The organism is Plantibacter auratus (assembly GCF_050587365.1).
In the GTDB taxonomy this organism is placed as follows: domain Bacteria; phylum Actinomycetota; class Actinomycetes; order Actinomycetales; family Microbacteriaceae; genus Plantibacter; species Plantibacter auratus.
Window position 1 is genome coordinate 1 of record NZ_JBOBFV010000006.1, and the last position, 26234, is coordinate 26234.

Annotated in this window: 29 protein-coding genes; 13 read left to right on the forward strand and 16 right to left on the reverse strand. The window is 70.9% G+C overall.

From position 1 onward, the window contains the following. Positions 1-257: 257 nt before the first annotated feature. Both ACQ3HE_RS18615 and ACQ3HE_RS18620 read right to left on the reverse strand, forming a co-directional pair. A complete protein-coding gene (locus ACQ3HE_RS18615) occupies positions 258-1436 on the reverse strand; it encodes a Gfo/Idh/MocA family protein (protein ID WP_430893812.1) in 1179 nt (392 codons plus the stop codon). After that, positions 1433-2275 (reverse strand): class I fructose-bisphosphate aldolase, encoded by an 843-nt coding sequence (locus ACQ3HE_RS18620; protein WP_430893814.1) that lies wholly within the window; start codon positions 2273-2275, stop codon positions 1433-1435. The genes ACQ3HE_RS18615 and ACQ3HE_RS18620 overlap by 4 nt, the downstream gene beginning before the upstream one ends. A 125-nt stretch (positions 2276-2400) precedes the next feature. On the opposite strand from ACQ3HE_RS18620, the gene ACQ3HE_RS18625 reads away from it, so the two are divergent. Further along, positions 2401-3477 carry a carbohydrate kinase family protein gene (locus tag ACQ3HE_RS18625; protein ID WP_430893816.1) on the forward strand — a complete coding sequence of 359 codons (1077 nt, stop codon included), beginning with the start codon at positions 2401-2403 and terminating at the stop codon, positions 3475-3477. 25 nt (positions 3478-3502) lie between these two features. Continuing rightward, the gene (locus tag ACQ3HE_RS18630; protein WP_430893818.1) at positions 3503-4525 is read left to right on the forward strand and encodes a LacI family DNA-binding transcriptional regulator; all 1023 of its coding nucleotides are present in this window, start codon (positions 3503-3505) and stop codon (positions 4523-4525) included. A 288-nt stretch (positions 4526-4813) separates the two neighbouring features. On the opposite strand, the gene ACQ3HE_RS18635 is transcribed toward ACQ3HE_RS18630, so the two are convergent. The 3 genes from ACQ3HE_RS18635 to ACQ3HE_RS18645 form a co-directional block, all read right to left on the reverse strand. Next, a complete protein-coding gene (locus ACQ3HE_RS18635) occupies positions 4814-6586 on the reverse strand; it encodes a glycoside hydrolase family 3 protein (RefSeq protein WP_430893820.1) in 1773 nt (590 codons plus the stop codon). A 136-nt stretch (positions 6587-6722) separates the two neighbouring features. Next, positions 6723-7676: an alpha/beta hydrolase fold domain-containing protein gene (locus tag ACQ3HE_RS18640; RefSeq protein ID WP_159879515.1), complete on the reverse strand. Its 954-nt coding sequence runs from the start codon at positions 7674-7676 to the stop codon at positions 6723-6725. Between the two features lie 40 nt (positions 7677-7716). Then, positions 7717-8082, reverse strand: coding sequence for a MerR family transcriptional regulator (locus ACQ3HE_RS18645; RefSeq protein WP_430893822.1), 366 nt, complete (start codon positions 8080-8082; stop codon positions 7717-7719). A 121-nt stretch (positions 8083-8203) separates the two neighbouring features. Between ACQ3HE_RS18645 and ACQ3HE_RS18650 the strand changes: the two genes are divergently transcribed. The 5 genes from ACQ3HE_RS18650 to ACQ3HE_RS18670 are packed head-to-tail and all read left to right on the forward strand — an operon-like array spanning position 8204 to position 13371. Continuing rightward, entirely contained in the window at positions 8204-9400 is a 1197-nt protein-coding gene (locus tag ACQ3HE_RS18650; RefSeq protein WP_430893824.1) for an MFS transporter, read from the forward strand. Between the two features lie 50 nt (positions 9401-9450). Then, positions 9451-10302 (forward strand): siderophore-interacting protein, encoded by an 852-nt coding sequence (locus ACQ3HE_RS18655; protein ID WP_159879518.1) that lies wholly within the window; start codon positions 9451-9453, stop codon positions 10300-10302. A gap of 56 nt (positions 10303-10358) precedes the next feature. Next, a complete protein-coding gene (locus ACQ3HE_RS18660) occupies positions 10359-11294 on the forward strand; it encodes an ABC transporter substrate-binding protein (RefSeq protein WP_430893826.1) in 936 nt (311 codons plus the stop codon). After that, on the forward strand, positions 11291-12346 hold the full coding sequence (locus tag ACQ3HE_RS18665) for a FecCD family ABC transporter permease (RefSeq protein WP_430893828.1): 1056 nt from the start codon (positions 11291-11293) through the stop codon (positions 12344-12346). The genes ACQ3HE_RS18660 and ACQ3HE_RS18665 overlap by 4 nt, the downstream gene beginning before the upstream one ends. Beyond that, entirely contained in the window at positions 12343-13371 is a 1029-nt protein-coding gene (locus tag ACQ3HE_RS18670; protein WP_430893830.1) for a FecCD family ABC transporter permease, read from the forward strand. The genes ACQ3HE_RS18665 and ACQ3HE_RS18670 overlap by 4 nt, the downstream gene beginning before the upstream one ends. A gap of 18 nt (positions 13372-13389) precedes the next feature. Here the strand turns inward: ACQ3HE_RS18670 and ACQ3HE_RS18675 are convergent, their stop codons facing one another. The 4 genes from ACQ3HE_RS18675 to ACQ3HE_RS18690 form a co-directional block, all read right to left on the reverse strand. Continuing rightward, on the reverse strand, positions 13390-13629 hold the full coding sequence (locus ACQ3HE_RS18675) for a helix-turn-helix domain-containing protein (protein WP_079706965.1): 240 nt from the start codon (positions 13627-13629) through the stop codon (positions 13390-13392). Continuing rightward, on the reverse strand, positions 13629-14279 hold the full coding sequence (locus tag ACQ3HE_RS18680; protein WP_430893832.1) for a DUF2975 domain-containing protein: 651 nt from the start codon (positions 14277-14279) through the stop codon (positions 13629-13631). Before ACQ3HE_RS18680 ends, ACQ3HE_RS18675 begins: the two co-directional genes overlap by 1 nt. A gap of 100 nt (positions 14280-14379) precedes the next feature. Continuing rightward, positions 14380-14712 carry a biopolymer transporter Tol gene (locus tag ACQ3HE_RS18685; RefSeq protein WP_430893834.1) on the reverse strand — a complete coding sequence of 111 codons (333 nt, stop codon included), beginning with the start codon at positions 14710-14712 and terminating at the stop codon, positions 14380-14382. An 81-nt stretch (positions 14713-14793) separates the two neighbouring features. Continuing rightward, positions 14794-15102: a hypothetical protein gene (locus tag ACQ3HE_RS18690; RefSeq protein WP_079706962.1), complete on the reverse strand. Its 309-nt coding sequence runs from the start codon at positions 15100-15102 to the stop codon at positions 14794-14796. A 283-nt stretch (positions 15103-15385) separates the two neighbouring features. Between ACQ3HE_RS18690 and ACQ3HE_RS18695 the strand changes: the two genes are divergently transcribed. Beyond that, entirely contained in the window at positions 15386-15871 is a 486-nt protein-coding gene (locus ACQ3HE_RS18695) for a pyridoxamine 5'-phosphate oxidase family protein (protein WP_064294726.1), read from the forward strand. Between the two features lie 21 nt (positions 15872-15892). Here the strand turns inward: ACQ3HE_RS18695 and ACQ3HE_RS18700 are convergent, their stop codons facing one another. Further along, complete coding sequence (locus ACQ3HE_RS18700) at positions 15893-17305, reverse strand: aminotransferase-like domain-containing protein (RefSeq protein WP_430893836.1); 1413 nt, start codon at positions 17303-17305, stop codon at positions 15893-15895. Here ACQ3HE_RS18700 and ACQ3HE_RS18705 point away from each other — a divergent pair. Beyond that, positions 17304-18218, forward strand: coding sequence for a DMT family transporter (locus ACQ3HE_RS18705; RefSeq protein WP_430893838.1), 915 nt, complete (start codon positions 17304-17306; stop codon positions 18216-18218). The two genes, ACQ3HE_RS18700 and ACQ3HE_RS18705, sit on opposite strands and share 2 nt — an antisense overlap. 7 nt (positions 18219-18225) lie before the next feature. Beyond that, entirely contained in the window at positions 18226-18843 is a 618-nt protein-coding gene (locus tag ACQ3HE_RS18710; protein ID WP_430893840.1) for an FMN-binding negative transcriptional regulator, read from the forward strand. Here ACQ3HE_RS18710 and ACQ3HE_RS18715 read toward each other — a convergent pair. Further along, the gene (locus ACQ3HE_RS18715; RefSeq protein ID WP_430893842.1) at positions 18761-19786 is read right to left on the reverse strand and encodes a DMT family transporter; all 1026 of its coding nucleotides are present in this window, start codon (positions 19784-19786) and stop codon (positions 18761-18763) included. The two genes, ACQ3HE_RS18710 and ACQ3HE_RS18715, sit on opposite strands and share 83 nt — an antisense overlap. Before the next feature lie 32 nt (positions 19787-19818). Between ACQ3HE_RS18715 and ACQ3HE_RS18720 the strand changes: the two genes are divergently transcribed. Both ACQ3HE_RS18720 and ACQ3HE_RS18725 read left to right on the forward strand, forming a co-directional pair. After that, positions 19819-20406: a TetR/AcrR family transcriptional regulator gene (locus ACQ3HE_RS18720; RefSeq protein ID WP_430893844.1), complete on the forward strand. Its 588-nt coding sequence runs from the start codon at positions 19819-19821 to the stop codon at positions 20404-20406. A 54-nt stretch (positions 20407-20460) separates the two neighbouring features. Then, on the forward strand, positions 20461-21270 hold the full coding sequence (locus tag ACQ3HE_RS18725) for an SDR family oxidoreductase (protein ID WP_430893846.1): 810 nt from the start codon (positions 20461-20463) through the stop codon (positions 21268-21270). Here ACQ3HE_RS18725 and mmuM read toward each other — a convergent pair. Further along, on the reverse strand, positions 21267-22166 hold the full coding sequence (gene mmuM, locus ACQ3HE_RS18730) for a homocysteine S-methyltransferase (protein ID WP_430893848.1): 900 nt from the start codon (positions 22164-22166) through the stop codon (positions 21267-21269). The genes ACQ3HE_RS18725 and mmuM overlap by 4 nt on opposite strands. A 237-nt stretch (positions 22167-22403) precedes the next feature. Between mmuM and ACQ3HE_RS18735 the strand changes: the two genes are divergently transcribed. Further along, positions 22404-23990, forward strand: a complete 1587-nt coding sequence (locus ACQ3HE_RS18735; RefSeq protein ID WP_430893850.1) for an MFS transporter — start codon at positions 22404-22406, stop codon at positions 23988-23990. On the opposite strand, the gene ACQ3HE_RS18740 is transcribed toward ACQ3HE_RS18735, so the two are convergent. The 4 genes from ACQ3HE_RS18740 to ACQ3HE_RS18755 all read right to left on the reverse strand — a co-directional run bounded on the left by ACQ3HE_RS18740 (position 23971) and on the right by ACQ3HE_RS18755 (position 26114). After that, positions 23971-24456: a twin-arginine translocase TatA/TatE family subunit gene (locus ACQ3HE_RS18740; RefSeq protein WP_430893852.1), complete on the reverse strand. Its 486-nt coding sequence runs from the start codon at positions 24454-24456 to the stop codon at positions 23971-23973. The two genes, ACQ3HE_RS18735 and ACQ3HE_RS18740, sit on opposite strands and share 20 nt — an antisense overlap. A gap of 15 nt (positions 24457-24471) precedes the next feature. Continuing rightward, complete coding sequence (locus ACQ3HE_RS18745) at positions 24472-24663, reverse strand: twin-arginine translocase TatA/TatE family subunit (RefSeq protein WP_430893854.1); 192 nt, start codon at positions 24661-24663, stop codon at positions 24472-24474. 56 nt (positions 24664-24719) lie between these two features. Beyond that, positions 24720-25703, reverse strand: a complete 984-nt coding sequence (locus tag ACQ3HE_RS18750) for an intradiol ring-cleavage dioxygenase (RefSeq protein ID WP_430893856.1) — start codon at positions 25701-25703, stop codon at positions 24720-24722. Between the two features lie 135 nt (positions 25704-25838). After that, positions 25839-26114: a hypothetical protein gene (locus ACQ3HE_RS18755; RefSeq protein ID WP_079706952.1), complete on the reverse strand. Its 276-nt coding sequence runs from the start codon at positions 26112-26114 to the stop codon at positions 25839-25841. Positions 26115-26234 lie beyond the last annotated feature (120 nt).

Genomic DNA, 26234 nt, shown 5'->3' on the forward strand with positions numbered 1-26234 from the left:
AGTGAGCGGACAGGGACCGACCGTTCAGACACGACCGACTCCGACCCCGGTCCCTGAGCCTGTCGAAGGGCACACGGACAGAGCCCACCCTTCGACAAGCTCAGGGACCGATCGGTTGGGCTGGCAGGGACCGATTCGTTGCGCTGGCAGGGACAGGACAGGTGAGCGGACAGGGAGCGCCCTTCGACAAGCTCAGGGGCCGGCCAGGGCGCTCCCGGCTGGGAGACGGTCGGGTGGCCTCCCAGCCGATGCGCACGTCACAGCGCGATCGCGCGACCCTCCTCGTGGGAGCGGATCGCCGCACGGTAGATGTCGTGGGTGAGCGCCGCCTCCTCGGGGCGCGCCGCCCCGAACCGGTCGCCGAGGGAGCCGTGCCGCTCGGCGAGGAACACGGCCCACATCTGGAGGATCGTGTCGGAGAACCCGGACTCGAAGTTCGGGCCGGTCACCGTCGGCCAGACCGACTGGCTGCCTGCGTCGAGCTGCTGCCACACCTGCTCCCGACCGCCACCCGGGATGTCCCGCACCGCGAACACCTCGACGAGCTTCGGGTTCTTCGTGCTGAACCGGACCCCGCCGTCGAGACCGATCGCCTCGAACTCCCACGTGTTCTTCTGCCCGGGATCGATGCGCTTCGTCTCGGTCGTGAGCGGGAAGCGGACACCGTCATGGGTCGCCCAGCTGTGCAGCACCGCGTTGTCCCAGGTGTCGCACGGCACGAGCGAACCGTCGGGACCGGGACGCTCGGTGACGATGTTCTGCAGCACCCCGTACACGCTCTCGGGTTCCCAGCCGAGCCGCAGCGGCACGTGCCAGGTGTGCATCCCGAGGTCGTTCATCACGCCGGCCTCACCGCAGAACTGCGTCTGGCGCTTCCAGTTGATCTGCTTGCCCCGATCGATGTCGCTCGAGTGCAGGAAACTGTTGCGCGCCTCGACGATCGTGCCGAGCGCCCCGGACCGCACGTAGTCGATCGCCAGCTGCGCACCCGGGAAGAACGGCATCTCACTCGAACACCGGACGAAGCTCTCCGGGTGCTCGGCCATCGCCGCGAGGACCGACTGCGCGGCCGCCGCGTCGATCCCGAAGGGCTTCTCCGCCAGCAGGCCCTTCCCGGCTCGGATGACGTCGGTGTAGATCTGCTCGTGGAGGTCGTGACGCACGGCCACGTAGACGACGTCCACCGACGGGTCGGCGAGCAGCTCGTGGTAGTCCGTGGCCTTCGTGACGACCGTGTCGATCTCGTCGAACCAGTCGAGCGCCGCCGGGTTGATGTCGCAGACGGCCGTCAGTCGCGGTCGCACCGGGTGGTCGATGAGTGCCGGCCAGCGCTGGATGGCCGCGGCGATCTCGCGCCCCATGAGTCCACCGCCGATGATCGCGACGTTGACGCGCTCCGCCGTCGCCCGGTCGGCCGTCACCTGGTCGGCGCTCATGCGCGAGCCGCCTCGAGGATCGCGAGGCCGGCATCGGCGTCGGCCCCGTCGTGCAGCACCGCCATGAGTGCCGCGGTGATGGCGGCCGGGTGCTCGTGCTGGATGATGTTGCGGCCGTAGACGATGCCGCTGACCCCGGCATCGAGGACGGCGACCGTGCGCTCCAACAGCGTCCGGTCGTCGACGCGACCGCCGCCACGGACGAGGACGGGGATGTCTCCGGCGACCTGCACGACCCGCGCGTACTCGGTGATGTCGCTACTCGGGTCGGCCTTGATGAGGTCGGCGCCGAGTTCGACCGCCTGGCGCACGAGGGTGACGATCTTCTCGATGTCGCCGTCGACCTGGTACCCGCCGGCCGTCGTGTTGTCCTGCATGACGAGCGGCTCGATCATGAGCGGCATCCCGTACCGGGTCGCTTCGCGACGCAGGGCCATGATCGAGCGGATGTTCGCCTCGCGGACCTCGGGGTGGTCGGGGATCAGCATGAGGTTGACGCACACGGCTACGGCGTCGAGCCGGACGGCCTCCTCGATCGCGTGCGGCACGTGGTGGCTGTAGAGGATCGAGTCGAGCGGGTTGCCGTAGACGTTCGCGACGTCGGTCCGCAAGACGAGCGCCGGCTTGTCCTTGCCGGGGACCTGCTGCAGGAGACGGGCCTGACCGAGGGTCAGCTGGACGGCATCCGGGCCCGCGGCGACGAGCGTGCGGACGACCTCGCCCATGTCCTCGATGCCGGTGATGAACGAACGCTCGCCGAAGAACCCGTGGTCGACGGCGACGTCGAGCGCGCGACCGGATCGGGCGTTGAAGAGACGATTGAGGCGGTACAGCGACATTGCGGCGGCTCCTGATCGTGACGGGGAGGGTTTCCGAATCGTCCCTCGGTGTGTCACAGTAGTGGCCTGAGACAACGTTGTCTAGCTTGCACCGGGTCACTCCCGGCGCGAAGAACGGAGGGTCCATGGGCGAGATCGTCGTCGCCGGTCACATCTGCGTCGACCTGTCGCCAGGGCTGAGCGCGAGCGCACGCATCGATCCGGGCGCCCTCATCGACACCGGCCCGCTCCGCATCTCCCTCGGCGGCTGCGTCGCGAACACCGGCCTCGCCCTCGCCGATCTCGGGAGCACGGTCCGCCTGCACGCGACCGTCGGCGACGACGAGCTCGGCGCGATCGTCGCCTCACGCATCGCCGCGCACGACCGACTGGACCCGGCGCTCGAGGTCACCGACCTGGCCGCGACCTCCTACAGCGTCGTCGTCGAGCCCGCAGGCCTCGACCGGACCTTCTGGCACCACACGGGCGCGAACGAGGTGTTCACCGGCGAGCACCTGGCCGTCGGCGACGCGGACCTCGTCCACCTCGGCTATCCCCCGCTGCTCCCCGGGATCGTCGCCGACGATGCGGCGCCCCTCGCGAAGCTGCTCGAACGGATCCACCGACACGGCGCGACCACCTCGATGGACCTCGCCGTCGTCGACCCCACGAGCGCCGTCGGCCATCTGGACTGGGAGGCGATCCTCCGGCGCACCCTGCCGCTGACCGACATCGTGAGTCCGAGCGTCGACGACCTGCGTTCGGCCCTCGGCACGCTCCGCCTCCCGGCCGGGACCAGCGCATCGCCCCTGGCCCAAGCGGCGGCGTTCGCGGACCTCCTGCTCGCCTGGGGTGCCGGCGTCGTGGCGATCTCGGCCGGCGAGGACGGGCTACTCCTCCGGGCCGCCGGTGTCGACCGCCTGCGCCTGGGCGGACGGATGCTCGCACCGCTCGCCGAGGCCTGGGCCGACGTCGACCTCGTCGCGCCGCCCGTCCCCGCACCCGCGTTCGTGTCGACCAACGGCGCCGGGGACGCGTCGACCGCCGGCCTGCTCGTCGCGATGTCACGCGGTGCCGCACCGGCGGAAGCCGCCGAAGTCGGGGGCGCGAGTGCCGCTGCGACGATCGCGGGACGCCGTCCGACGGCGGCCGAGATCACCCGACTGCGACCCGGGCTCAGCAGGCTCTTCGCGGTCGCGGGGGCGGACGAGCCGATCGCGTGATCTCGCATACGCCAGGATGGTGAGCATGCGCAGCTCCCGACCCCCGACCATGAACGACGTCGCCGCGGCGGCCGGGGTGGGGCTGAAGACGGTGTCGCGGTACGTGAACGGCGCGACGAACATCAACCAGGAACTGTCGGAACGGATCGGCGCGGCGATCGAGGCCCTTGGCTACCGGCACAACCTGGCGGCCGCGAGCATCCGCCCCGGGCGGTCCAGCAAGGTCATCGGGCTGATCATCAGCGACCTGGCGAACCCCTACTACTCCGTGTTGGCACGCTCGGTGGAGCGCGTGTGCACGGAACACGGCTACCTGCTGATGTCCGCGAGCTCCGAGGAGGACGCCGACCGGCACCGACTCCTCGTCGACCGGCTCGTCGCGCAGCGCGTGGACGGCCTCGTCGTCGTGCCACCACGGCAGGCGACCGCGGCCTGGGCGACGAGCACGGTCGTGCACGTCCCGATGGTGCTCGTCGACCGCCCGACCGGGCCGCTCGAGTCGGTCGAGGTGCACACGGTGCTCGCCGACAACGAGGGCGGGGCGACCCGCGCGACCGCGGCCATGCTCGCCGCGGGCGCACGACGGGTCGCGTTCCTCGGCGACTCACTCGAGCTGTACACGATGCGCGAGCGACTGGCCGGCTACCACCGGGCGCTGGCTGAGGCCGATCTCGGCGGCGCGACGGGGACGGGGCCGATCGAGCCGATCGTCTCCGACGGCGCACACTCCGTCGAGGACGCTGCGGCGGTCGTGGCGGGGTTCCTGGTGTCGGGCGAGGTCGACGCCGTGTTCGCCGCGAACAACCGGGCCGCGATCGGGGCCATGCAGGCGTTCGCGACGGCCGGACGACGGCTGCCACTTGTGGGGTTCGACGACTTCGAGGCGGCACCGCTCGTGTCGCCGGCGGTGTCGGTGGTGGCGCAGGACGTGGCGCTCATGGGCCGGGTCGCGGCGGAGACCCTCCTGGCACTCATCGCCGGCGAGGCGGGCCCGCCCATGACCCACACCTTGGACGTGCGTCTGGAGCTGCGCGGCTCCGAGCGCTGACGCCCTTCGACAAGCTCAGGGACCGGAAGAAGCGCACCTGGACCGGAGGGGCATTCACGGACCGGGGGAAGCGACCCCCGAGTACGAAGCAACCGCGCACGGAGAACCGCTCCCTGAGCCTGTCGAAGGGCACACGAGAAGACGCCGCCCTTCGACAAGCTCAGGGACCGGAAGAAGCGCACCCGGACCGCCCTTCGACAAGCTCAGGGACCGGAAGAGGCGCTCAGGGGACCGGGGACGGGTGCTCCGGGACCGCCCTTCGACAAGCTCAGGGACCGGAAGAGGTGCTCAGGGACCGGCAGGGTACGTGAGGCCGTGGCCGAAACGGAAGAGCGGGTCCTCGGTGTCGTAGGGGACGTCGGACCGACTCGCCTCGACGGCCGCCATCGAGCGCGGCAGGTCGAACGGCAGCCGGCCCTCCGGCAGCGCCCGACCGAAGACGACGTCGAGGAACGCCGCGTCACTGCCGCCGAAGCTCGCGACGAGCGCCGCGACCGCATCCGCCACCCCGGTGAGGATCGCCGGTCGGTCGAGGTGCATGTCGAGCACGGTCGGCACCGTCAGCGCGAGCGCCCGCAGCCGCTCGACCTCGTCGGCCGGGATGTCGAGCGATCCGGCGTGGAACATGGCCTCGAAGCCGCCGGGCCGCGGTTCGTACGGCGTCTGCATGCGCACGAGAGCGACGTCCGCCGAAGCCGGATCCGCGACGACCTCGCCGTACGCGCCCGCGAGCTCGGGATCGACGCCCTCGAGGTACAACCGCGGACGCGGCGAGCGCACCGGCAGCGTCTCCGCCACGTTCGTCAGGACGGTGAACGCGCGGCGCTGTGCGGCCTCGCCGGCGGCGACGAAGTCCGCGCGGCCGACGATCCCACTCGCGGCGCCCGCGTCGACGTACGGCTGCTCGAAGAGCCCGAGGACGAACTTCTCCCGCAGCAGTCGGCGCACCGAGGCGTCGATGCGGTCCTCGATGATGCGCCCCTGCTCGACGAGCTCGACGACGAGCTCGGGTCGGGCCTCGCCACCGAACTGGTCGCAACCGGCCTGCAGGATGCGTTCGACCCGCGACAGCTCGTCGAGGTGCTCCAGGCCCCAGGCGCGCGCGGGCATGTCCTGCCCCATGATCGACGTGTCGGTGACGAGTCCCCAGTCGGTGCAGACGACGCCTGCGAAGCCGAGTTCCTCGCGGAGGAGCCCGGTGATGATCCCGTGGTTGAAGGCGAACGCGACCTCCTCGTGTTCGGTCCCGACGGGCATGCCGTAGTACGGCATCATCTGCGCGGCTCCGGCGGCGATCGCGGCGCGGAACGGGATGAGGTGGTAGTCGAAGTTGTCGCCGGGGTACACCTGTTCGCGTCCGTAGGCGAAGTGCGGGTCCTCCCCGTCGAGCTGGGGCCCACCGCCAGGGAAGTGCTTCGTCATCGTGGAGACCGACTGCGGCCCGAGTTCGGCACCCTGGAACCCTCGGATGTAGCCGGCGACGAGTTCGGCACTGAGCTCGGCGTCCTCACCGAACGTGCCACCGATGCGCGACCAGCGCGGTTCAGTCGCGAGGTCGACCTGCGGGTGGAGCGCCAGCCGGATCCCGACGGCGAGGTACTCCTGCCGCGCGGTGTCGGCGAACGCCTCGACGAGGTCGGCCGATCCGATCGCCGCGAGGCCGAGCGTCTCGGGCCACTGCGAGAAGGCGCCCGCGCGGGCCGCCGTCCCCACGTTGTCGGTGAAGTGGTTGCGCGGGTCGGTCGACAGCGTGACCGGGATGCCGAGTCGCGTGCGCGACGCGCGCTCCTGCAGGGCGTTGGTCCACTCGGCGAGCGCCGTCGTGTCGGGCGCGGTGCCGAGGACGTTGAAGTGGGACATGAGCTGCTCGCCGATCATGTGCTCGCCACTCGCGAGTCCCATGTGCGGGTTCGCCTCGTCGATGGGCCCCGGGGCGATCATCGTCTGGAAGAGCATGCCGGCCTTCTCGGCGACGGTCATCCGTCCGAGGAGGTCCTCCACCCGGTCCTCCACCGGCAGGCTCGCGTCGCGGTAGGGCAGCGCCGGTTCATGCTCGCTCATGGGTGGTCCGTTTCTCGTCAGTGAGTGGGGCGGCGTCGGGATCACCCGGGCTCGGGCGAGCCGGAAGCGAAAACCGAACTCCATTCGGGAACGGAGCGTGACTCCAGTATGCCCGCTGACGAGGATCACGCAAGACTCAGTCGGCGTGATTCCCCATGGCGCGCAGCCCGTCGGCCAGCCAGTCCAGCGACGGGGAGACGCCTGGCGCGACCGGATGGCGATTGAGGTGGCCATGGAGGACGCCTGGCTCGAGCCGACTGCGGACGGGAGCACCGGCGGCCTCCGACGCCGCGATGAGCAGCTCCCCCGACGGCCGGAGGTCGTCGAACTCCGAGAGCAGGACCGACAGCGGCGGGCGGTCCGGGGTCACGGGGACGATTCCCGGCAGCGCGAGCTCGGGCACGTCCTCCAGCCGACCGACGTAGTTCCCGACCATCCAGTCGATCGACTCGGTCGGGAACCGCATGAAGTCCGGGAGGACCGCCATCTCGGCCAGGACGTCCGCGGGCAGGGCTGGCACGACGGCGTGCAGGAACGGGTAGGCCAGCAGCACGGCGTCCGCACGTCGATCGCTGCGGAGTGACGCGGCGAGCGCGAGGGCCGCTCCGGCACTGGCCCCACCGATGGCCGTCCGCGCACCGGGAACGGCCGACCGCTCGTCGTCGAGCTGCTCCCAGACCGCGAGCACGTCGTCGAGCGGCACCGGGTATCGCGTCGTGCCGTCCGCCAGTCGGTAGTCGACGGAGACAACCTCGGCACCCGCTCGCGCCGCCAGTTCGGCGCTCACGACGTGCGCCTCCGGCCAGTCGAGCGTCCCCGCCGCGAAGCCGCCGCCGTGCACCCAGAGGAGGGCGACACCACTGGGGTCGGCCGGGACGTAGCGTCGGATCGGGACCGTGCCGTGCGGACCGTCGACGACCTCGTCGGTGATCACCACGTCGCTCGGTGGGCTCCACGGCCCGTCGTCACCGTATGCGATGAGTCGTTCCTGGAACTCCTCGTCGAGGGTCCCACCGGCGGCAGCGCGATCGGCGTTCGAGAACCCGTCGAAGAGGCTCAGGCGGTCGCGGTAGTACGGATCGAGTGACATGCGCCGAGCCTACCCAGCCGACTCGGTCGACTCAGCCGACTCAGACCACGATGCCGCCGACGCGGTGGAGGTAGACGTCGATGGCGTCCCGGCTCTCCTGGATGCAGCCGAGCTTCGCATCCAGTCGCTCGCGATGCTCGAGCAACCGCTCCAGCACCTCCGCCGAGGGCGTCACCTGGTAGATCGTTTCGTCGTCCTCGAAGCAGGGCAGGACCTGGAGGATGAGCGCGGTCGGCATGCCGACGGCGATCAGCTCGCGGATGCGCTGCACCTTCGCGACGAGGTGGTCCCCGTACTCGCGGTACCCGTTCGGGCAGCGGGTCGGGCGCAGCAACCCCTGTTCCTCGTAGTACCGGAGCAGCCGCGGCGTGCTCCCGGTGGCCGCCGCCAGTTCGCCGATGCGCATGCAAGACCCCTTCGACCGAGTTGTGTCCTCTTGGAGCAGCCGTCGGTGCCGGGCGGATATTCCCGGCGCACCCTCGTCGACTTGACCCTGCCACCAGTGGCAGGCCGGGAGACTCACCGACATGACCACCGACAGTTTGCGCACGGCACGATCCACGCCCCCTCCTGCCACCCGAACCCGCTCTCCCCTCCCGACCGCGCTGCTCCTCGCCGCCGTCGGATTCGTGACACTCCTCACCGAGGTGCTCCCGGCCGGGGTCCTCCCCGCGATGGCCGCCGATCTGGGCGTCTCGGAGTCGATCGCGGGCCAGAGCGTCGCCGTCTTCGCACTCGGTTGCATCGTCGCGGCGATCCCGATCAGCCGTGCGCTCGCGAAGCTCGACCGCCGGACGGTCGTACTGCTCGCCCTGATCGTCTCGGCGCTCGCGAACGCCGGCACGGCCGTCGCGCCCGAGCTGCTCACGCATCTCGCGACCCGGTTCGTCGCGGGGCTCGTGGCCGGCGTCGTCTGGGCGATGCTCCCGGGGTACACGCGCGGGTTCACCACCCCTGAGCGATTCGGCTCCACGCTCGGCGTCGTGCTGTCCGGTGCCACGCTCGGCTTCGCGCTCGGCGTCCCGGCCGGCGCGGTCCTCGGTGAGGAGTTCGGTTGGCGCACGGTGTTCGGGATCGTCGCCGCCACCACCGCGCTCCTCGGCGTGCTCGCGGTCGTCGTCGCTCCTCGCGTGGCAGGCAGCGCCCCCGGGCGTTCGACGCGCATGGGTGCGGCGCTCCGCATCCCCGCGGTCGTGACGATCCTCGTCGCCCTCGCCGTCTGCATCATCGGCCAGAACATCGCGTACACCTACCTCGCACCGGTCCTGTCCTCCCGCGGGACGCCCGTGCCGCTCGGGGTGCTCCTCGCAACCTTCGGTGTGGCGTCGGTCGTCGGCACGCTCGGCGCTGGACGGCTGGCGAACCTGCGCCTCGGGATGACCATCCTCACGGCCGCTCTCCTCGGGACCGTCGGCCTCGCCGTCGTGGCCTGGGATCCGCCGGTCGTCGTCCTCCTCACCGCCGCGGCAGGCTGGGGGCTCGCTTTCGGCGCCTACTCCGTGCTCTTCCAGGTGGCGATCGCCCGGGTCGCCGGGAACGCTGCTGACGCGGCCCAGTCGGCGCTCGTCACGGTGTGGAACTGCTCGATCGCCACCGGCGGGGCGGTCGGCGGGATCATCCTCGGCACCTGGGGCCCGGCCCTGCTCCTCCCGGCCGCCGCCGCGCTGACCGTCGTCGCCATCCCCCTCTGCGCCGTGATCGCACGCGCCGTCCGCCGCGGGTGAACGACGGAGGACCCGGCACGCCAGCGCCTGGTCCTCCTAGACTCGATGCGATGCCCGTCCCGTTCCTCCACTCGCCGAACATCCTGTTCGACACGGTCGTGGACCGCACGGAACGGCTGTCCCCCGGCTTCCTCCGCCTCACCCTCACCGGTGCCTCGCTCGCCGACTTCGCCCCGTACGAGCGGGACCAGCGGATCAAGATCCTGCTGCCGGGAGACGACGGCGCGTACCCGGAAGGACTCCACGACGGCCTGCCGGAGTACGCGTGGCGGAGGGCCTGGCGCGCACTCCCACCGGCGGACCGTCCGGTGATGCGCAGCTACACGGCCCATCGCGTCAGGCCGGCGCAGCAGGAGGTCGACCTCGACGTGTTCATCCACGAGCCGGCCGGCCCGGCCAGTCGATGGGCGCTCGGCGCGCGGGTGGGCGACCGGCTGCTCGTCTCGGGTCCGGACGTCCGTCGCGGAGACCCGACACACGGCGTCCAGTGGGCGCCCGGCACTGCGACGACCGTGCTCATCGCCGCCGACGAGACGGCCTTCCCCGCCGTCCACGGGATCCTGCGCTCTCTCGACGACCACGTCCGCGCCCACGTCCTCCTCGAGCTCGGCGACCCCGCCGACACCGCCCTGCTCGGGCCGCTGCTCGAGCGCCACACGGTCGACGTCCATGAACGGGCCGGGCAGGCGGGCGGTGAGGCGCTCGTCGCCGGCGTCGAACAGTGGCTCCGGACACACGGGTCGTCGGCGGCGACTCTGGGCACCGGCTTCGCCGCCTGGCTGGTGACCGAGAGCACCCGGATCCCCCTCCTGCGCGCTGCGACGACCGACCACGGGATCGACCCGGAGCGCGTCCACGGGCAGGGCTACTGGAACGCCCGCCCCAGAGCCACACCCGAATGAAGGTTATGCTTGCCTTACTCGGTCGCATCCGCCGCGACCCGTTCGAAAGGTGATCCGTGCCCCTCCTCCTCGCCGATCGTCGACGTCTCGTCGCCGTCGCCGCCCTCTCCATCGCCGCCCTCGGCCTCTCAGCCTGCAGCAGCTCGAGCGCCTCGACCCCCTCGGACACCGCGACGAGCGCGACGCACGTCATGGAGCACGCCCACGGCGAGACCAGCATCCCCGACGCACCCAAGCGGGTCGTCGTCCTCGAACCGGTGCAGCTCGACACGACCGTCGCGCTCGGCATCACCCCGGTGGGCGCAGCGGTGCTGAACGAGACCGCCGGCGTCCCCGCCTACCTCGGTGAGCAGGCCGCCGACATCCCCACCGTCGGGACCGTGGCGGAGCCGAACGTGCAGCTGATCGCCGCCGCGAAGCCCGACCTCATCATCGGCACCGAATCACGGCACTCCGCCCTGTACGACCAGTTGTCCGAGATCGCGCCGACCGTGTTCATGGCGACGCAGACCGATCCCTGGCGCGACAACGTGCAGTTCGTCGCCGAAGCACTCGGTGACCCGGACGGCGCGGACGAACTCCTCGACGCCTACGACGCACGCTGCGCGGAGATCGCCAAGGAGCACGACACCGCCGGGAAGACGGCACAGCTGATCCGCCCCCGCGACGGTGTCCTGACCCTCTACGGCCCGACCTCCTTCGCCGGCAGCACCCTCGAGTGCGCCGGGTTCACGACGCCCGAACACGCCTGGGAGGACATCTCCCTCGACCTCTCCCCCGAGCGCGTGCTCGAGGCGAAGGCCGACCAGGTCTTCGTGACGAGCGTCGATCCCGACGACACCTCGACGCTGCCCGCCTCGCTCACCGCGAACACGGACGCCTTCCCCGAGCTGCACCTCGTCGACCAGTCCTTCTGGATCACCGGCGTCGGCCCCCTCGGCGGCATGGCCGTCCTCGACGACCTCGACCGGCTGCTCTCCGACGGGTCGTGACGAAGCCGACCGCGATCCTGAACGTCAGCGACACCTCTGTGGGACGGCGGGCGCCGCGGCGACACCGCCTGCTCATCCCACTGCTCGCGGGCGTCGCGGCGCTCGCGGTCGCCGTCCTCCTGTCGCTGTTCGTCGGCGCGAACCCGATCGCTCCGGATGACGTCCGTGCGGCGCTCCTCGGCACGGGCTCGGACGAGGCGAACTTCGTCGTGTGGGATCAGCGGGTGCCGCGCACGGTCGCGGCGCTGGCCGTCGGTGCGGCCCTGGGCGTCGCTGGCGCGCTCATGCAGGCGTTCACCCGGAATCCGCTCGCCGACCCCGGCATCCTCGGCGTCAACGCCGGGGCAGGCTTCGCGGTCGCCGTCGGCCTGGCGTTCCTCGGTGTCCGAGCGCCGGGCGACATCGCCTGGCTCGCCTGCGGTGGGGCGCTCGTCGTCACCCTCGTCGTGTACGCGATCGGTTCCGGCGGGCGTGAGCAGTCCTCCACCGCCCGCCTCACCGTCACGGGTGTCGCGTTCGGTGCCGTACTCGCCGGGCTGACGACGGGGATCGCCATCACCCACCCCGACGCGTTCGACCGGATGCGCGGCTGGAACGCCGGCAGCCTGCTCGAACGCGACCTCGGTGTCGTCGTGCCGGTCCTCCCCTTCCTCGCCGTGGGGCTCGTCCTGGCCGCGGCGAGCGCGCGGAGCCTGAACGCGATCGCCCTCGGCCCGGACGTCGCCAGAGCACAGGGCGTCAGCGTCACGCGCAGTCGCATCCTGGTGCTCGCCGCGGTGACCCTGCTCGCCGGTGGCGCCACCGCGATCGCCGGGCCGATCGCCTTCGTCGGCCTCGTCGTGCCCCACCTCGTGCGCTGGTCGGTCGGCAGTGATCAGCGCCGCATCCTCGGGGGTTCGGTCCTCGTCGGCTGCGTCCTCGTGCTGGGCTCCGACGTCGTCGGACGGATCGCGGTGCTCCCGGGCGAGATGCCCGTCGGGCTCGTGACCGCGTTCGTCGGGGCGCCCGTCCTCATCGCGCTCGCCCGACGCAGAACGGCCTCGGGACTGTGAGCACGACACGGGAACAGGAGACCGCCGGTCCGATCACCGGGCGCCGACCGGCACGACGAGCCCGTTTCGTCTGCGCCGCCGCACTCCTGGCGATCGTCGTCGCGGCGATCGCCGGTCTCGCGCTCGGCGACTACCCGCTGACCACCGACGAGGTGATCGGCGTCCTCACCGGACGCGTCGACGGCCTGGCGCGCACCGTCGTGCTGGACTGGCGACTGCCCCGCGTGCTCGCGGCGATCGGCTTCGGCGCAGCGCTCGGTGTCTCGGGAGCGATCTTCCAGACGCTCACCCGGAATCCGCTCGCGAGCCCCGACATCATCGGCCTCGCGAACGGTTCGTTCACCGGGATGCTCGTCGCGCTCCTCCTCCTCGGCGGCAGCTGGCCGGCGTTGATGGCCGGGTCGCTGCTCGGCGGTCTGGCTGCCGCGGTCGCGATCTTCATCCTGGCCCTCCGCCAGGGCTTGTCGGGCTTCCGGTTCATCGTCGTGGGCATCGGCGTCTCGGCCATGCTCGCCGCGTTCAACAGTTGGCTGTTGCTCCGGGCCGACCTCGACGTCGCGCTCTTCGCGGCGGCCTGGGGCGCGGGGACGCTCAACACCGCGACCGCGACCGTCGTCTGGCCGGCACTCGCGTGCCTCGTGGTGCTCTTCGCGGTCCTGCCGTTCGCCGCCCGTCCGCTCCGCCAGCTCGAACTCGGCGACGACGTGGCTGCCGCGACCGGAGTGCGCCTCACCCGCGAACGCGCCATCCTCATCGGCCTCGCGGTCGCGCTGGTGAGCGCGGTGACCGCGGTCGCCGGCCCGATCGCGTTCATCGCCCTGGCCGCGCCGCAGATCGCACGCCGACTGACCCGCTCGCCAGGCATCCCGCTGGTCGCGACGGGGCTCGTCGGCGGCGTCCTGCTCCTCGCATCCGACCTCGTGGCCCAGCATCTGATCCCGCTGACGGTGCCGGTCGGCGTCGTCACGGTGGTCGTCGGCGGGCTGTACCTCACGCAGTTGCTGCTCCGGGAACGCCGGCGCTGACGGTCGGTACCGGACCACTCAGCGGGCGTCGTCGAGCTCCAGCAGTTCGCCGACCGTGCAGTCGAGCACCCGGCAGATCGCCGTCAGCGTCGAGAACCGGATCGCCTTCGCGCGGTCGTTCTTCAGCACCGACAGGTTCACCACGCTCACCCCGACGAGCTCGCTGAGCCGGGCGAGGGTGAGACCACGGTCGGCGAGCAACCGGTCGAGGTTGCAGTGCACGCCGGTCGCGACGTCCTCCTCGGGCGCCGGCACCATCAGACGAGCCCCTCGGTGTCGGCGCGCAGGCGCTCACCGGCACGGAACGCGATCGCGAGGCCGCCGACCGCCATGGCGACGAAGAACGGGATCCAGGTGAGCGGGTAGGGGGTTCCTTCGACGGCGCCGTCGGTCGCGGCCGCGAGCGCGCCGTTGGACGCCATCGTGCCGAACCAGGTGTCCGCGATCCACCCGCAGAGGATGGCGATGGAGGCGATCGAGAGCAGCCGTGCGTTCCCGGGCGCGAAGGCATCGCCACGCAGCAGGCGGCGGAAGAAGCGGAACGCGCAGACGATGACCACGAGGTTCGCGATCGCCGGCAGGATCGCGGCGAGCAGCACGCACACGACGGTCACCACGGGGAGGTCGGCCACGACGACCGAACCCTGGTCGATCGTGAAGGCGCCGGCTCCTGCCGCACCCGGCAGGACTGCGTCGACGGCGTCGAAGAACACGGGCACCCGGGTCCCGTCGATGCCGAAGACGTCGAGCAGCCGGAGGACGAGCGTGACGACGACAGCCCCTGCCGCGACGACGGCGGCACCGAGCACGGACACGAGGTCGTTGCGGTTGGAGCGCTCGGTCTTCGCAGCCTGCCAGGCCGCGTGGTCGAAGGCGGACGGCGTCGGGCGATCGGTGGACTCGGTCATGATCATCACATCCATATCGATTGTCGTTGGTATCGATAAACGATATGCCGAGACCGATCAGAACGCAAGAGGGGGCGGAGAGCACGTCCACCCGACCGGATCACCCGGGCGGTGACTCGTCGAGCGCCTCGAGCTCACGCAGCGCCGCCTCGGCGCGCTCGAGTCGATCAGCCGCCGGCTCCTCCCACCACTTCGGGCCGCGTTCACCGAGCCCGTGCTTGGCGAGGCCGACGCGACGGCGGGCAGCAGCGACCGCTTTGTCGTCACCCGCCCGCTTCGCGACGCCGACGCCGGAGCGCCCGCGGCCGAGATGGGACTGCAGGGACGCGACGAGCTCCGACGGCAGACTCGGATCCGTCCGGCGCCAGCGCCGGCCGTTCACGACGAACCAGTGCTCGTCCTCCACCGGCCCGTCGTCCGATCGCGGCGTCACGGGTGCCTCCCGGAGACGACGCAGGGCCCAGCCCACCGCGAATGCGGACGAGACCGGACCCTGGAGGTCATGACGACGCGATCAGCCGTTCTTGACGGCGTCGAGCACGCCCGCCCAGCCGAAGGCGGAGATGGCGTCGGCGAAGGTCGAGTCGCCGCGCCCCTCGCCGATCTGCTTGCCCGAGGCGTCGCGGACGACGACCGTGTGGTCCTTCTCGGCCTCGGTGCCGTTGCCCTCCTCGATGAAGTCGATGTGGATCTCGCTGTCGCCGAGGGTGCCGGTGACCGTGGTCGTGGCGTCCTTCTCGGTGGTCTTCGTCGTGAGGAACGGACCGCCGCCAAGTGCCGCGAGCGCCTCGTTGATCTGGTTCGTGAGCGATGAGGTGTTCATGTGTCTCTCCCTACGGTGGTGAAGAGTCCAGGGTAGTGAGCGGACCCGGGAACGGCGGGAGCATGGCGCTCACGCACGAGATGTGCGATGGGGCGACTGGAGACGTCGACTGGAGTCGGCGACCGGACACGACGACCGGAGTCGCCGCAGGAGCAGAAGATCCGCCTCGCGTCAACGGTCGGCACCATCCAGGTGCGGTCGGAGCCGCGAGTCGTAGGCTGCGAGCCACGCAGACCGGCACCCCGACACCGACGGGCCGGTCGACGAGACGAAGGAGACCCCCATGGCCGGAGACACCGACCCCTACACGACCCTCAACAAGCTGCTCGCGGACTTCCGCTTCGCGATGCTCACCACGGTGGACCTCGACGGCAAGCTCGTCGCCCACCCGCTCACCGTCCAGGAGCGCGAGTTCGACGGCGACCTGTGGTTCATCGTCGGCAAGGACGCCTCCGCCGTCCAGCAGCTCGACGTCAACCCGAACGCCGGCGTCACGCTGAGCTCGGACAGCTCATGGGTGTCGCTCGCCGGCACCGCCGAGCTCGTCGAGGACCACGCCAAGCTGGAAGAGCTCTGGAACAGCGTCGTCGAGGCCTGGTTCCCGGACGGCCCCTCCGACCCGCGCGTCGGTCTGCTGAAGTTCTCGGCCGACAGCGCCGAGTACTGGGACAGCCCCGGCGGCAAGATCGCGACCGCCGTCGCGTTCGTGAAGTCGAAGGTCACCGGCGAGACCTACGACGGCGGCGACAACGCGAAGCTCGACCTGTAACGAACGGTCGCCTGGACACCGTCAGGCGCGTTCGTCCGCCAGGACACCGCCGAGGATGCGGGCCGCCTCATCGAAGCGACCCGCGTCCTCGCCGGAGTAGTTGACCCGGAGGTAGGACCCCGCGGGCTCCGCCGGGAACCACTCGGTGCCGTCGGAGACGATGAGCCCACGGCTCTCGCAGGTGCGGACCACGCGCGGCACATCGGTGCCTTCCGGGAGCCGCAGCCACAGGTTCAGTCCACCGAGCGGCAGCCGCTCGAGGTGCGCCGTCGGGGCGTGCTCGCGCAGGCTCGCGACGAGCAGGTCCCGCCGGGCCCGGAGGAGCGGTCGCAGACCACGGAGGTGCGACCGCCACCCGGGCTGGGTGACCACGTCGAGGGCTGCGGCCTGCAGGACCCCGCTGATGTACATCGACTCGGCGGCCAGGTCGGCCAGGATCCGGTCGTGGGCGGGCCCCCGCGCGATGACGGCGGCGACCCGCAGCGCCGGCGAGACGCTCTTGGTCAGCGACCGCAGGTAGATGACGTGTCCGTCGTCGTCGAGCGCGGCGAGCGGCCGGGCATCGACGTCGATCGCGAGGTCGTGCGCCCAGTCGTCCTCGACGAGGAACGCGCCGTGCCGCCGGACGGTCTCGAGGATCGCGACCCCCGTCTCCGGCGACCAGCGGCCGCCGGTCGGATTCGCGAAGGTCGGCTGTGCGTAGAACGCCCGCGCACCGGTGTCCTGGAACGCGCGCTCCACGACGTCCGGGTCCGGTCCGTCCGGGCCGGTCGGCACGGGGACCAGCGTCACACCCGCCTGCTCGGCCGCGAGGATCGCACCCCAGTAGCTCGGCGACTCGATGAGCATCGGCTGCCCCGGGCCGACGAGTGCCCGGAAGATCGAGCTGAGTCCGCTCTGGCTGCCGGAGATCACGATGACGTCCCGCGCGGTCGGCGGCGTGACCCCGGGCGGTGCGGCTGCCGCGAGGTCGGCTGCGAACCACGCCTGGAGTTCCGGCGACCCGGCCGCCGGCGATCGGGTCATCGCCACGTCGGTGCGGGCGGCACGCGCGAGCGCGGCGCGGACCAGCCGTTCAGGCAACAGTTCTCGGGCGGGGTATCCGGAGTGCATCGCGATCGCGGCGGGTGCGACCGACCGTTGCGCCGAGGACAGCGCGCCGGAGCGCCACGGCAGCGCGCCGAGCGCAGCGGTCTGCCAGCCGTAGTCCACCGACCGCGCCGGACGAGCCGCACGCACGAAGGTGCCGACGCCCGGCCGACTCTCGATGAGCCCTCGCCCGGCGAGCTGGCGCATCGCGTTCTGGACGGTGACGGGGCTCGCTGCGAACTCGGCGGTCAACGCCCGATTGGAGGGCACGCGTGCACCCGGAGGTGCCGCTGCGATCCAAGCGGTCATGGCGGCGACGATCCGCCCGGTGCTATCGTTGTCCATGAGCCCACAGAGTAGCGTTATCGTGACGCCGGCGCGAGTGTTATCTCGCAGCGGGCTCGGCTGGGGCTTCCTCGGCGTACTGGCGTTCTCCTTCACGGTCCCCGTCACCAAGGTCGCACTCGTCGGACTCTCGCCGCTCTTCATCGGTTCCGGGCGCGCGGTCGTCGCAGCCCTGCTCGCCGCGATCACCCTCGCCACCCTGCGAGCGCGGCGACCGACCGGCGTGCAGTGGGCTCGCGTCACGATCGTCGCCGGCGGCGTCGTCGTCGGATTCCCACTCCTGACCTCCTTCGCGCTGACCACCGCTCCCGCCGGTCACAGCGCCGTGGTGATCGGCCTCCTCCCGGCGGCGACGGCGGTCGCCGCCGTCCTCCGGGGCGGCGAGCGCCCGACGCGTCGCTTCTGGATCTTCGCGGGGTCTGGCGCGGTCGCGGCGATGCTGTTCGCCTCGGTGCAGCACGGCGGCCTCGCGCCGCTGGCCTGGTCGGACCTCCTCCTCCTCGGCGCCGTCGTCGCGGCCGCCGTCGGCTACGCGGAGGGCGGACTGCTCGCCCGGGAGCTGGGCTCCTGGCAGACGATCTCCTGGGCGCTCGTCGTGGCAGCACCGCTCATGGTCGCCCTCACAGCGCTGTCGGTCGTCCAGCAGCCGCCGACCGCAGCCATCGGCAGCTGGCTGGCGTTCGGCTACCTCGGCGTCGTGAGCATGTTCCTCGGCTTCTTCGCCTGGTATCGCGGACTCGCGATCGGCCCGATCGCCCGGGTCAGCCAGATCCAACTCCTCCAGCCGGTGCTGAGCATCGTCTGGGCGGCCCTCATCCTCCGCGAGCGACTCGACTGGGCCACCGTGCTCGGCGGGCTCGCGGTCATCCTGTGCGCCGGCCTCGCCGTCCGCACCCGTCTCGACCGGAAGTGACCCCACCATGCGCCACACCCCCACGTACCTGATGACCGACGTCGACGAGGTCAAGCGCCTCATCCGCAACCACCCGTGGGCGACGTTCGTCTCGCCCGCGAGCACCGGTCTCGTCGCCTCCCACTACCCGGCGATCCTCGAGGAGGACCGGGACGAGCTGTCGATCGTCAGCCACTTCGGCCGACCGGACGAGCACTCGCACGAGCTCGGCGAGCACGAGATCCTCGTCATCATCCAGGGACCGCACGACTACGTCTCGCCGAGCTGGTACCCGGAGGGCCAGCTGATCCCGACGTGGAACCACGTCACCGCGCACCTGTACGGCACGCCGGAGGTCCTCAGCGAGGACGAGAACTACGAGATGCTCTCGCGACTCACCGACCACTTCGAGGACCACCGACAGGACGGCCGCCACCTGTCCCAGGACGAGGCCGGCACCCGGCGCGCAGCGAAGGGGACGGTCGGCCTCCGGATGCGCGTGACCCGCTTCGACGCCCGTGCGAAGCTCAGTCAGAATAAGACGCCCGAGGTGGTCGACGACATCACCGCGCACCTTGCTGAGCGGAATCCGGCACTGGCCGAGGAGATGCGCCGTCAGCAGGATCGGCAGCCGGAGGGGCACTGACCGGACGGGCCCTGACCCGACGGGCATCGACGCGACCGCGGGCGTCGCTCACGAGCACGAGGGCGACGCCCGCCGCACTGAGCAGGAACCCGCCGGCCGTCAGGAGCGTGAACGGCTCCCGGAACAGGAGCGCACCCGCGACGGCGGTCGTCGGCGCGACGAGGAACAGGAGCGCGTTGAGGACCGTGACCCCGATGCGACGCAGCAGCCACCAGTAGAGCCCGTAGGCCGACAGCGTCGGGACGAGCGCGAGGAAGAGCGTCGTGAGCCAGAAGGTCGCGTCGCCCGGCGGTACCGCCTCACCGGTCGCGAGGGCGAGCACGGCGAGGAGCACCATGGTCGCCGTCGCGTGGACGGTGAGCGTGAGGAGGACCGGGGCTCGGTGCGGCGAGCGCCGTTCCAGGATCGTCGCGGTGATGAGGCTGACCATGGCCAGTGCGGGCAGGGCGTAGGCGATCGGCGGTGCGTCCGAGGCGCCGAACTGGGACTGCACGATGAGGAACACCCCGACTGCGCCGATCCCGAGCCCCAACCATTGAGCGCCCGGGACCCGCACTTGCAGCAGCGGTCCGGCGAGCGCCGCGATGACGAGCGGCTGAACGGCGTCGATGAGCGCGGTCGTCCCGGTCGAGATGCCCACGGCGACCGAGGCGTAGACGAACACGACGTAGCCGAACTGCGCGAACAGGCCGATGACGAGCTGCGAGCGCACCTGAGCCCGGGTGGCGTTCCGCCACTGCCCGCTGAGCAGTAGCACGATCGCGAGCCCCACGGCGAGCGGGACGAACCGCCAGAGGAGCACGGTGAGCACCGGCACGTCCTCGGTTCCGATCTTCGCGACGATGAACCCGGAGCTCCACGCGAGGACGAACCCGATCGCCGCGAGGGGGACGATGACCGCGCGGATCGCACGAACCACAGGTATACCGATCTGTTTACTCATCCCGGCAGTATACAGACTGGTATAGTTTTCGCATGACGGTCGACACTCCAGAGCTCGCACCCCTCACGCCGGGTGCCCGACGCGTGCTCGACGCCGCCTCCGTGCTCTTCTACGAGAACGGCATCCACGCGGTCGGCGTCGACACCATCGCGGAGGCGGCCGGGGTCACGAAGAAGACGCTCTACGACCGCTTCGGCAGCAAGGAGGCCCTCGTGCTCTCCTACCTGCAGCATCGCGACGCCCGCTGGCGCGTCTGGGTCGACGAGTTCCTCGCCCGGCACCCGGAACCCGGGATCGACCGGATCCTCGCGATCTTCGACGCGGCGATCGGCTGGTCGGACGACAACAGCCCCAAGGGCTGCAGTGCCGTCAACGCCCGCGCGGAGATCCCCGACCACGCGACGAGCGGCCTCGTCCTCCCCGAGGTCACCCGACAGAAGCAGTGGCTCCTCGACCGCTTCGCCGATCTCATCACCGAAGCCGGCCTGTCGGACCCCGGGGCGCGCGCCCGCGAACTCATGCTGCTGTACGAGGGCGCTATCGTGACGGTCGGGATGCGCACCTTCCGCGAACCGTTCGAGACCGCGCGTGCGATCGCGCGTCGACTCCTGGCCGCCTGACCGGAGCCGGCGCCGGTCTGTCGCCGACAACCCGACATCGCGTAGGGTCTCGGGATGGACTTCACCGACGACGCCATCGCCGCCGACCACGAGAACAGCACCGACCGCATCGCCATCGTCACCGGGGTCGGGCGCCGCCGCTCGATCGGCGCGGGACTCGCCACCGGTCTCGCCGCGGACGGTTGGAACCTCGTCCTCAACGCCTGGCGACCCTACGACGACCGCGTCGGCTACGAGCGGACCCCCGACGACCCCGAGTCGATCGCCGACGAGTGCCGTGCGCTCGGCGTGACCGTCGAGCTCGTGCTCGGCGACCTCGCCGACCCGGCGTTACCGGCCGAGCTCGTCGGGCGGGCGGCGCAGCTGGGTCCCGTGTCGGGGCTCGTCATGTCGCACTGCGAGTCGGTGGACAGCTCGATCCTCACGACGGACCTCGACAGCTGGGACCGTCACTTCGCCGTGAACGCGCGCGCGACGTGGCTGCTCATCAAGGCCTTCGCCGAACAGCTCCCCGTGCAGGAGGCACCGCCCCGGGTGGCCGGTCGCATCGTCGCCCTCACGAGCGATCACACCGTGCACAACCTCCCCTACGGGGCGAGTAAGGGCGCGCTCGACCGCATCGTCACCGCAGCGGCAGTGGAGCTGGGCGACCGCGGGGTGCGGGCGAACGTCATCAACCCGGGTCCGATCGACACGGGTTGGATGACCGACGACATCCGCCACTGGGGAGCCGAGGCGACGCCCGCCGGCAGGCTCGGAACGCCGTCCGACACCGCCGACCTCGTCCGCTTCCTGTTCTCAGCCCCGGGCTCCTGGATCAACGGCCAGGTCCTCTCGAGCAACGGCGGGTTCAACGTCGGCTAGGGGCGTCGCTCCCGGCCGACCCGCGCACGGATGTCGGCGATGTCGGCCGGCATGATCCGGCAGCAGCCGCCGACGATCGTCGCCCCGGCCTCCAGCCAGGCCTCCACCTCGCCGACCCCGGCGGCGCCGCGCCAGCAGCGGGCTTCGGCGTCCCAGCGCTCGCCCGAGTTCGGGTAGACCACCACCGCCTTGTCCGTCACGGACCGCGCAGCGGCGATGGCCGGGAGGACCTCCTCCGGGTGCGAGCAGTTGACGCCGACAGCCTGGAACTCGTCGATCCCCTCGACCAGTCGGAAGCCCTCCGCCATCGGCTCGCCCGAGCGGAGACGACCGCCCTCCACCGTGAACGACAACCATGCCGGCACGCCCGAACCACGCACCAGATCGGCGAGCGCCGTCGCCTCGTCGAGCGTCGGGATGGTCTCCAGGGCGAGGAGGTCGGGGGCCGCGTCGACCAGCACTGCCAGACGCCGCTCGTGCCACTGCCGCAGCTCGGTCCGGCTGAGACCGGAGGCACCCTCGTACTCCGAGCCGTCGCCGAGCGTCGCACCGTACGGACCGACCGACGCGGCGACGAGGAGCGGGCCGTCGGGGTCCGATTCCGACCGCGTGTCGCGCGCCGCACGCGCCACGTCGACGCTCGATCGCAGGAGCCGTTCGGTCTCGGGAGGCGCGATGCCGATGCGCTCGAACGCGTCGAACCCGACCTGGTACGACGAGGTGATCGCGATCTGCGCACCGGCGGCGAAGAACTCCCGATGAGCGTCCAGAATTGCCTGTGGCTCCTCGAGGAGCAGACGAGCGCTCCACAGCGCGTCGGAGAGGTCGTGCCCGCGTGCCTCGAGCAGCGTTCCGAGACCGCCGTCGAGGGTCCAGACTCCGCTCCGAACATCCATGCCGTCCATTGTGCCCGCACCGCCGCGGGGAGGGGCGCCACTGGACACCTGGTATTGTCTATACCCGTCCAGAGCCGAGAGGACGCGTTCTCCCCGAGAACGACCCGCCACCCGACGTGCAGCTCCCCCGAGCTCCGTGCCAGTGCAGCATGGCGATCCTCCGGCATTTCTCGGGCACTGAGCGATTACGCGAGTGCCGAATGATTCAACACGACTGTCAGGAAACGAGTACTGCTTGTGAACTCCAGCGACAACGCGGCATCATCGTCCCCCGCATCCCCCTCCCCCAAGACCGGCCGGAAGCCGGCCCGTAAGACCAGACGCCTCCGCGTCGACGACGTCCTCGTCGTGAAGCGGTCGCGCATCCGCACCGCCATCTCGGGCACCGTCGTCGGCAACTTCATGGAGTGGTTCGACTTCGGCATCTACGGCTACCTCGCGGTCACGATGACCGTCGTCTTCACCGAGGGACTCCCTCCTGAGGCCGGCATCCTGGTCACCCTGTTCGGCTTCGCCGTGTCGTTCCTCGTGCGTCCGCTCGGCGGGCTCGTGCTCGGACCACTCGGCGACAAGATCGGCCGGAAGAAGATCCTCTTCCTCACGATGTCGATGATGGCCGCGGCCACCGCGCTCATCGGCGTGCTGCCGACCGCCGCCCAGATCGGGCTGTGGGCCATCGCCCCGCTGTACCTCCTCAAGATGATCCAGGGATTCTCGACCGGTGGTGAGTACGCCGGCGCTTCCACCTACGTCGCCGAGTTCTCACCGGACCGTCGCCGCGGGTTCTGGGCCTCCTGGCTCGACGTCGGGTCCTACGTCGGCTTCGCGGCCGGTGCCGGGACTGTCGCCCTCACCACGCTGATCGCGGAGGGCCTCGCCGGCCCCGACGCGATGACCGAGTTCGGTTGGCGCATCCCGTTCCTCATCGCCCTACCGCTCGGTGCGGTGGCGGTGTGGTTCCGCCTCAAGATCCCCGAGACCCCGGCCTACGAGGTCGCCGAGACCGCTGGCGGCATCGAGGCGGAGCACGAGGACCCCATGGCCCGCCAGGGCGTCTTCGGGATCTTCCGTCACTTCTGGCGCCAGATCCTCATCGCGATGGCGATCGTCGCCGCGACGAACACCGCCGGCTACGCGCTCACGAGCTACATGCCGACCTACCTCGAGAAGGACGTCGGCGTCTCCAACCTGACGGCGGCGGTCGCGACCATCCCGGTCCTGCTCATCATGTCCGCCTGCCTGCCGCTCGTCGGCCGGATGTCCGACAAGCTCGGCCGCAAGCCCGTCTACCTCATGGCCGTCGGTGCGACCCTCGCCCTCATGGTGCCGGCGTTCGCGGTCATGCAGATCGGTGAGATCTGGGCCATCTTCATCGCCCTCTTCATGGTGGCCGCCCCGGTCGCGCTGTGGGCGGGACCGTCCGCGGCCTCGCTGCCGGCGTTCTTCCCGACGGCGTCCCGCTTCGGCGCGATGGCGATCGCCTACAACCTGTCGGTCTCGCTCTTCGGCGGCACGACGCCGCTGTTCAGCGAGTTCCTCATCCAGCTCACCGGCAACACCTTCATGCCCGCGTTCTACATCATGTTCTTCGCGGCGGTGGCGGGCGTCGGCGTGCTCACGATGCGGGAGACGGCTCGTCGCCCGCTCATCGGCTCGGTGCCGACGGTCGAGACGAAGGCCGAGGCGGTGGAACTCGTCAAGGGGCAGGACGACAACCCGCTCATCGACACCCACACGATGCCGCTCGACATCCTGCCGCTCGCGTCGACCACCGGTGCCGCGGCGGACGGCCAGGACGGACGCGTCACGACGCCCGCCGGCTAGCGGGTTCGTCGACGCGTCCGTCGAGGACGACGCGTTCGGTGATCACGATCGGGGCGGGTGCGCGGTGCGCATCCGCCCCGTCGCGTCCGACCCGCTCGAGGAGCGCGGCCTGCCAGCCGCCGCTCGCGACCGGCTTCGCCGGGGCAGACGGCACGGTCGGCTCCACCTGCACCTCCGACGTCGTCGACGGCTCGAGCTGCGCGACCGGCCCACGCTCCTCGACGAGCGCCTCCTGGATGATCCGTCGGGGATCGAACTGTCGAGGGTCGAGACGTTTCCACTCGGTCGGGTCGAATTCCGGTCCGAGTTCCTCGGCGGCTCGCGCCTTGGTCGTCGCGACGAGGTCGCGGACGGTGCGGACGAGCACCCCGAGTCGCTCGGCGTACACCGGCAACTGTTTCGGGCCGATGAGCACGGCCGCGAGGATGCCGATGACGATCAGCTTGTCCATGGTGAGTCCGAACACGATGCGCTCCGATGATCAGGCGGCAGGGGTGTCGGCGCGAGTGCCGGCGCGCGCTTCTGCGTCGGCCGACACCTCGTCCTTCAGGATGCGCGCCGACTGCCCGACGCTGCGGGCGAGGCTCGGGAGCTTCGCGGCGCCGAAGAACAGCAGGATGACGGCGAGGACGATGAGGGCGTGCCAGCCGGTGAGGTTCTGGAGGAATCCCATGACGGGTCCTTTCGGGTCGATGCGGGTCGGGACGGGAGTGCGTGGAGGTGCCGCGGTCAGCGTCCGCTCGGCGGCGTTCCTCCGCCGCCGCCAGCCCCGCCACCACCGGACGGAGCGGCACCGGCGGTCGGCGTCGTCGTGGTGTCCACCCGGACGGTGAGCGCCACCTGGTACCCGGAGGTCGCGTCGCCCGTCACCGTCGCGAGCTGCAGGGCACCGCCGTCGTCACCGAAGACGTTGTCGTCGTCAAGACTCACCTGGGCGAGGTTCCCGCTCGAACCGTCGTAGCCGGACAGCGCGTAGACGGTGTCGCACGCCGACTGCGGCAGGGCGACCTGCGAGGTCGCGATGGCGTTCGCGGAGTCGGAGATGTCCGCGACCGTGGGGTACACCTCGAAGTGGATGTGCGGCCACCGGCCCGAGTAGCAGGCCGGGAAGATCGAGGTGTACGAGACGGTCCCCGAGCTGTCGGCGACCTGGACGCCGCGGAGGTAGGTCTCGTCCTCGATCCCGTCGGAGTACATCGAGTAGCCGCCCGAGGCGTCGCAGTGCCAGACATACACGGCGACGTCGGCGAACGGGGCGTCACCGTTCGCCATGTCGAGGATGGTGAGCGAGAGGGCCATGGGGACCCCGCTCGCGGTGGTCCCGGACCCGATGCTCGACCGGATGTCGCTGCGGACGATGCCGGACTCCTCGAGCACGTCGGCTCCGTTCGAGCCGTCGCCCGGGTAGGGGCCAGCGGTCTCGTCGGGGATCTCGCCCGATGGGAGGTCGCCGGTCGCCGTCGCGGTGCTCGTGCCGGAACTCGCGGCACCCGTGCTCGTGCTGCTGCTGCCGGACGCCCCGGTGGAGCAGGCGGCGAGCGCGACGGCCCCGACCCCGGCGCCCACGAGGCTCAGCACCGTGCGTCGGCTGACGAGGGTTCCGAGGTCGAACGCGACGCCCTGGTCGACGACCTCCTCGTCGGCCCGATCGAGCAGGCGGCCCTCGTAGGCCGGGCCGTCCGGGGTGGTCTCGGGTGTCGGGATCCTGCTCATGGTGCGCCTCGCCTTCGTCTGCGATCGGTGGTCTCGATCGGTGGTGAGACGAGCATCGGCGTGCCGGCTATGGGCTCCCTATGAGCCGTCCATACGTCGTCGATGGGTCTGCTGGGCGGTTGCCGAGCCCGCGGATCAGCGCGGGGTGGCCTTGAGCCCGTTGGGTGGTCCGTCGCGGTCGGAGGTAGTGCGCGGTACGTCGTACCGCACGAGGGCGTCGGCGCGTTCCAGGCTCGGTTGCACACTCATCAACACCCGCTTGAGCGGATCGATGTCCCAGGCGATGACGAAGTACGCGTCGGCACCACCCCGATCGCGGCGCCGTTCGATGACCGCCTTCGGGATCACCGGGTCGTTCCGCATCACGAGCCACGTGTCGTGGTCGAGGCGGATCGGACGCGGGCGGGTCATGTGTCGAACATACGTTCGAATTTCACATGAGGCAAGTTGACGATCGAGCTGCTTAACTTTGCTTAACCGCTTGACCACCTTCTCGGCGTCCCGCTACGGTAACTGCGTAACCGATTAACC

Excerpts from the sequence above, each read along its gene's own strand:
- ACQ3HE_RS18615 (WP_430893812.1), bottom strand. The coding sequence starts at position 1,436 with ATGAGCGCCGACCAGGTGACGGCCGACCGGGCGACGGCGGAGCGCGTC.
- ACQ3HE_RS18620 (WP_430893814.1), bottom strand. The coding sequence starts at position 2,275 with ATGTCGCTGTACCGCCTCAATCGTCTCTTCAACGCCCGATCCGGTCGC.
- ACQ3HE_RS18625 (WP_430893816.1), top strand. The coding sequence starts at position 2,401 with ATGGGCGAGATCGTCGTCGCCGGTCACATCTGCGTCGACCTGTCGCCA.
- ACQ3HE_RS18630 (WP_430893818.1), top strand. The coding sequence starts at position 3,503 with ATGCGCAGCTCCCGACCCCCGACCATGAACGACGTCGCCGCGGCGGCC.
- ACQ3HE_RS18635 (WP_430893820.1), bottom strand. The coding sequence starts at position 6,586 with ATGAGCGAGCATGAACCGGCGCTGCCCTACCGCGACGCGAGCCTGCCG.
- ACQ3HE_RS18640 (WP_159879515.1), bottom strand. The coding sequence starts at position 7,676 with ATGTCACTCGATCCGTACTACCGCGACCGCCTGAGCCTCTTCGACGGG.
- ACQ3HE_RS18645 (WP_430893822.1), bottom strand. The coding sequence starts at position 8,082 with ATGCGCATCGGCGAACTGGCGGCGGCCACCGGGAGCACGCCGCGGCTG.
- ACQ3HE_RS18650 (WP_430893824.1), top strand. The coding sequence starts at position 8,204 with ATGACCACCGACAGTTTGCGCACGGCACGATCCACGCCCCCTCCTGCC.
- ACQ3HE_RS18655 (WP_159879518.1), top strand. The coding sequence starts at position 9,451 with ATGCCCGTCCCGTTCCTCCACTCGCCGAACATCCTGTTCGACACGGTC.
- ACQ3HE_RS18675 (WP_079706965.1), bottom strand. The coding sequence starts at position 13,629 with ATGGTGCCGGCGCCCGAGGAGGACGTCGCGACCGGCGTGCACTGCAAC.
- ACQ3HE_RS18680 (WP_430893832.1), bottom strand. The coding sequence starts at position 14,279 with ATGACCGAGTCCACCGATCGCCCGACGCCGTCCGCCTTCGACCACGCG.
- ACQ3HE_RS18690 (WP_079706962.1), bottom strand. The coding sequence starts at position 15,102 with ATGAACACCTCATCGCTCACGAACCAGATCAACGAGGCGCTCGCGGCA.
- ACQ3HE_RS18695 (WP_064294726.1), top strand. The coding sequence starts at position 15,386 with ATGGCCGGAGACACCGACCCCTACACGACCCTCAACAAGCTGCTCGCG.
- ACQ3HE_RS18705 (WP_430893838.1), top strand. The coding sequence starts at position 17,304 with ATGAGCCCACAGAGTAGCGTTATCGTGACGCCGGCGCGAGTGTTATCT.
- ACQ3HE_RS18700 (WP_430893836.1), bottom strand. The coding sequence starts at position 17,305 with ATGGACAACGATAGCACCGGGCGGATCGTCGCCGCCATGACCGCTTGG.
- ACQ3HE_RS18710 (WP_430893840.1), top strand. The coding sequence starts at position 18,226 with ATGCGCCACACCCCCACGTACCTGATGACCGACGTCGACGAGGTCAAG.
- ACQ3HE_RS18715 (WP_430893842.1), bottom strand. The coding sequence starts at position 19,786 with ATGAGTAAACAGATCGGTATACCTGTGGTTCGTGCGATCCGCGCGGTC.
- ACQ3HE_RS18720 (WP_430893844.1), top strand. The coding sequence starts at position 19,819 with ATGACGGTCGACACTCCAGAGCTCGCACCCCTCACGCCGGGTGCCCGA.
- ACQ3HE_RS18725 (WP_430893846.1), top strand. The coding sequence starts at position 20,461 with ATGGACTTCACCGACGACGCCATCGCCGCCGACCACGAGAACAGCACC.
- mmuM (WP_430893848.1), bottom strand. The coding sequence starts at position 22,166 with ATGGATGTTCGGAGCGGAGTCTGGACCCTCGACGGCGGTCTCGGAACG.
- ACQ3HE_RS18745 (WP_430893854.1), bottom strand. The coding sequence starts at position 24,663 with ATGGGATTCCTCCAGAACCTCACCGGCTGGCACGCCCTCATCGTCCTC.
- ACQ3HE_RS18750 (WP_430893856.1), bottom strand. The coding sequence starts at position 25,703 with ATGAGCAGGATCCCGACACCCGAGACCACCCCGGACGGCCCGGCCTAC.
- ACQ3HE_RS18755 (WP_079706952.1), bottom strand. The coding sequence starts at position 26,114 with ATGACCCGCCCGCGTCCGATCCGCCTCGACCACGACACGTGGCTCGTG.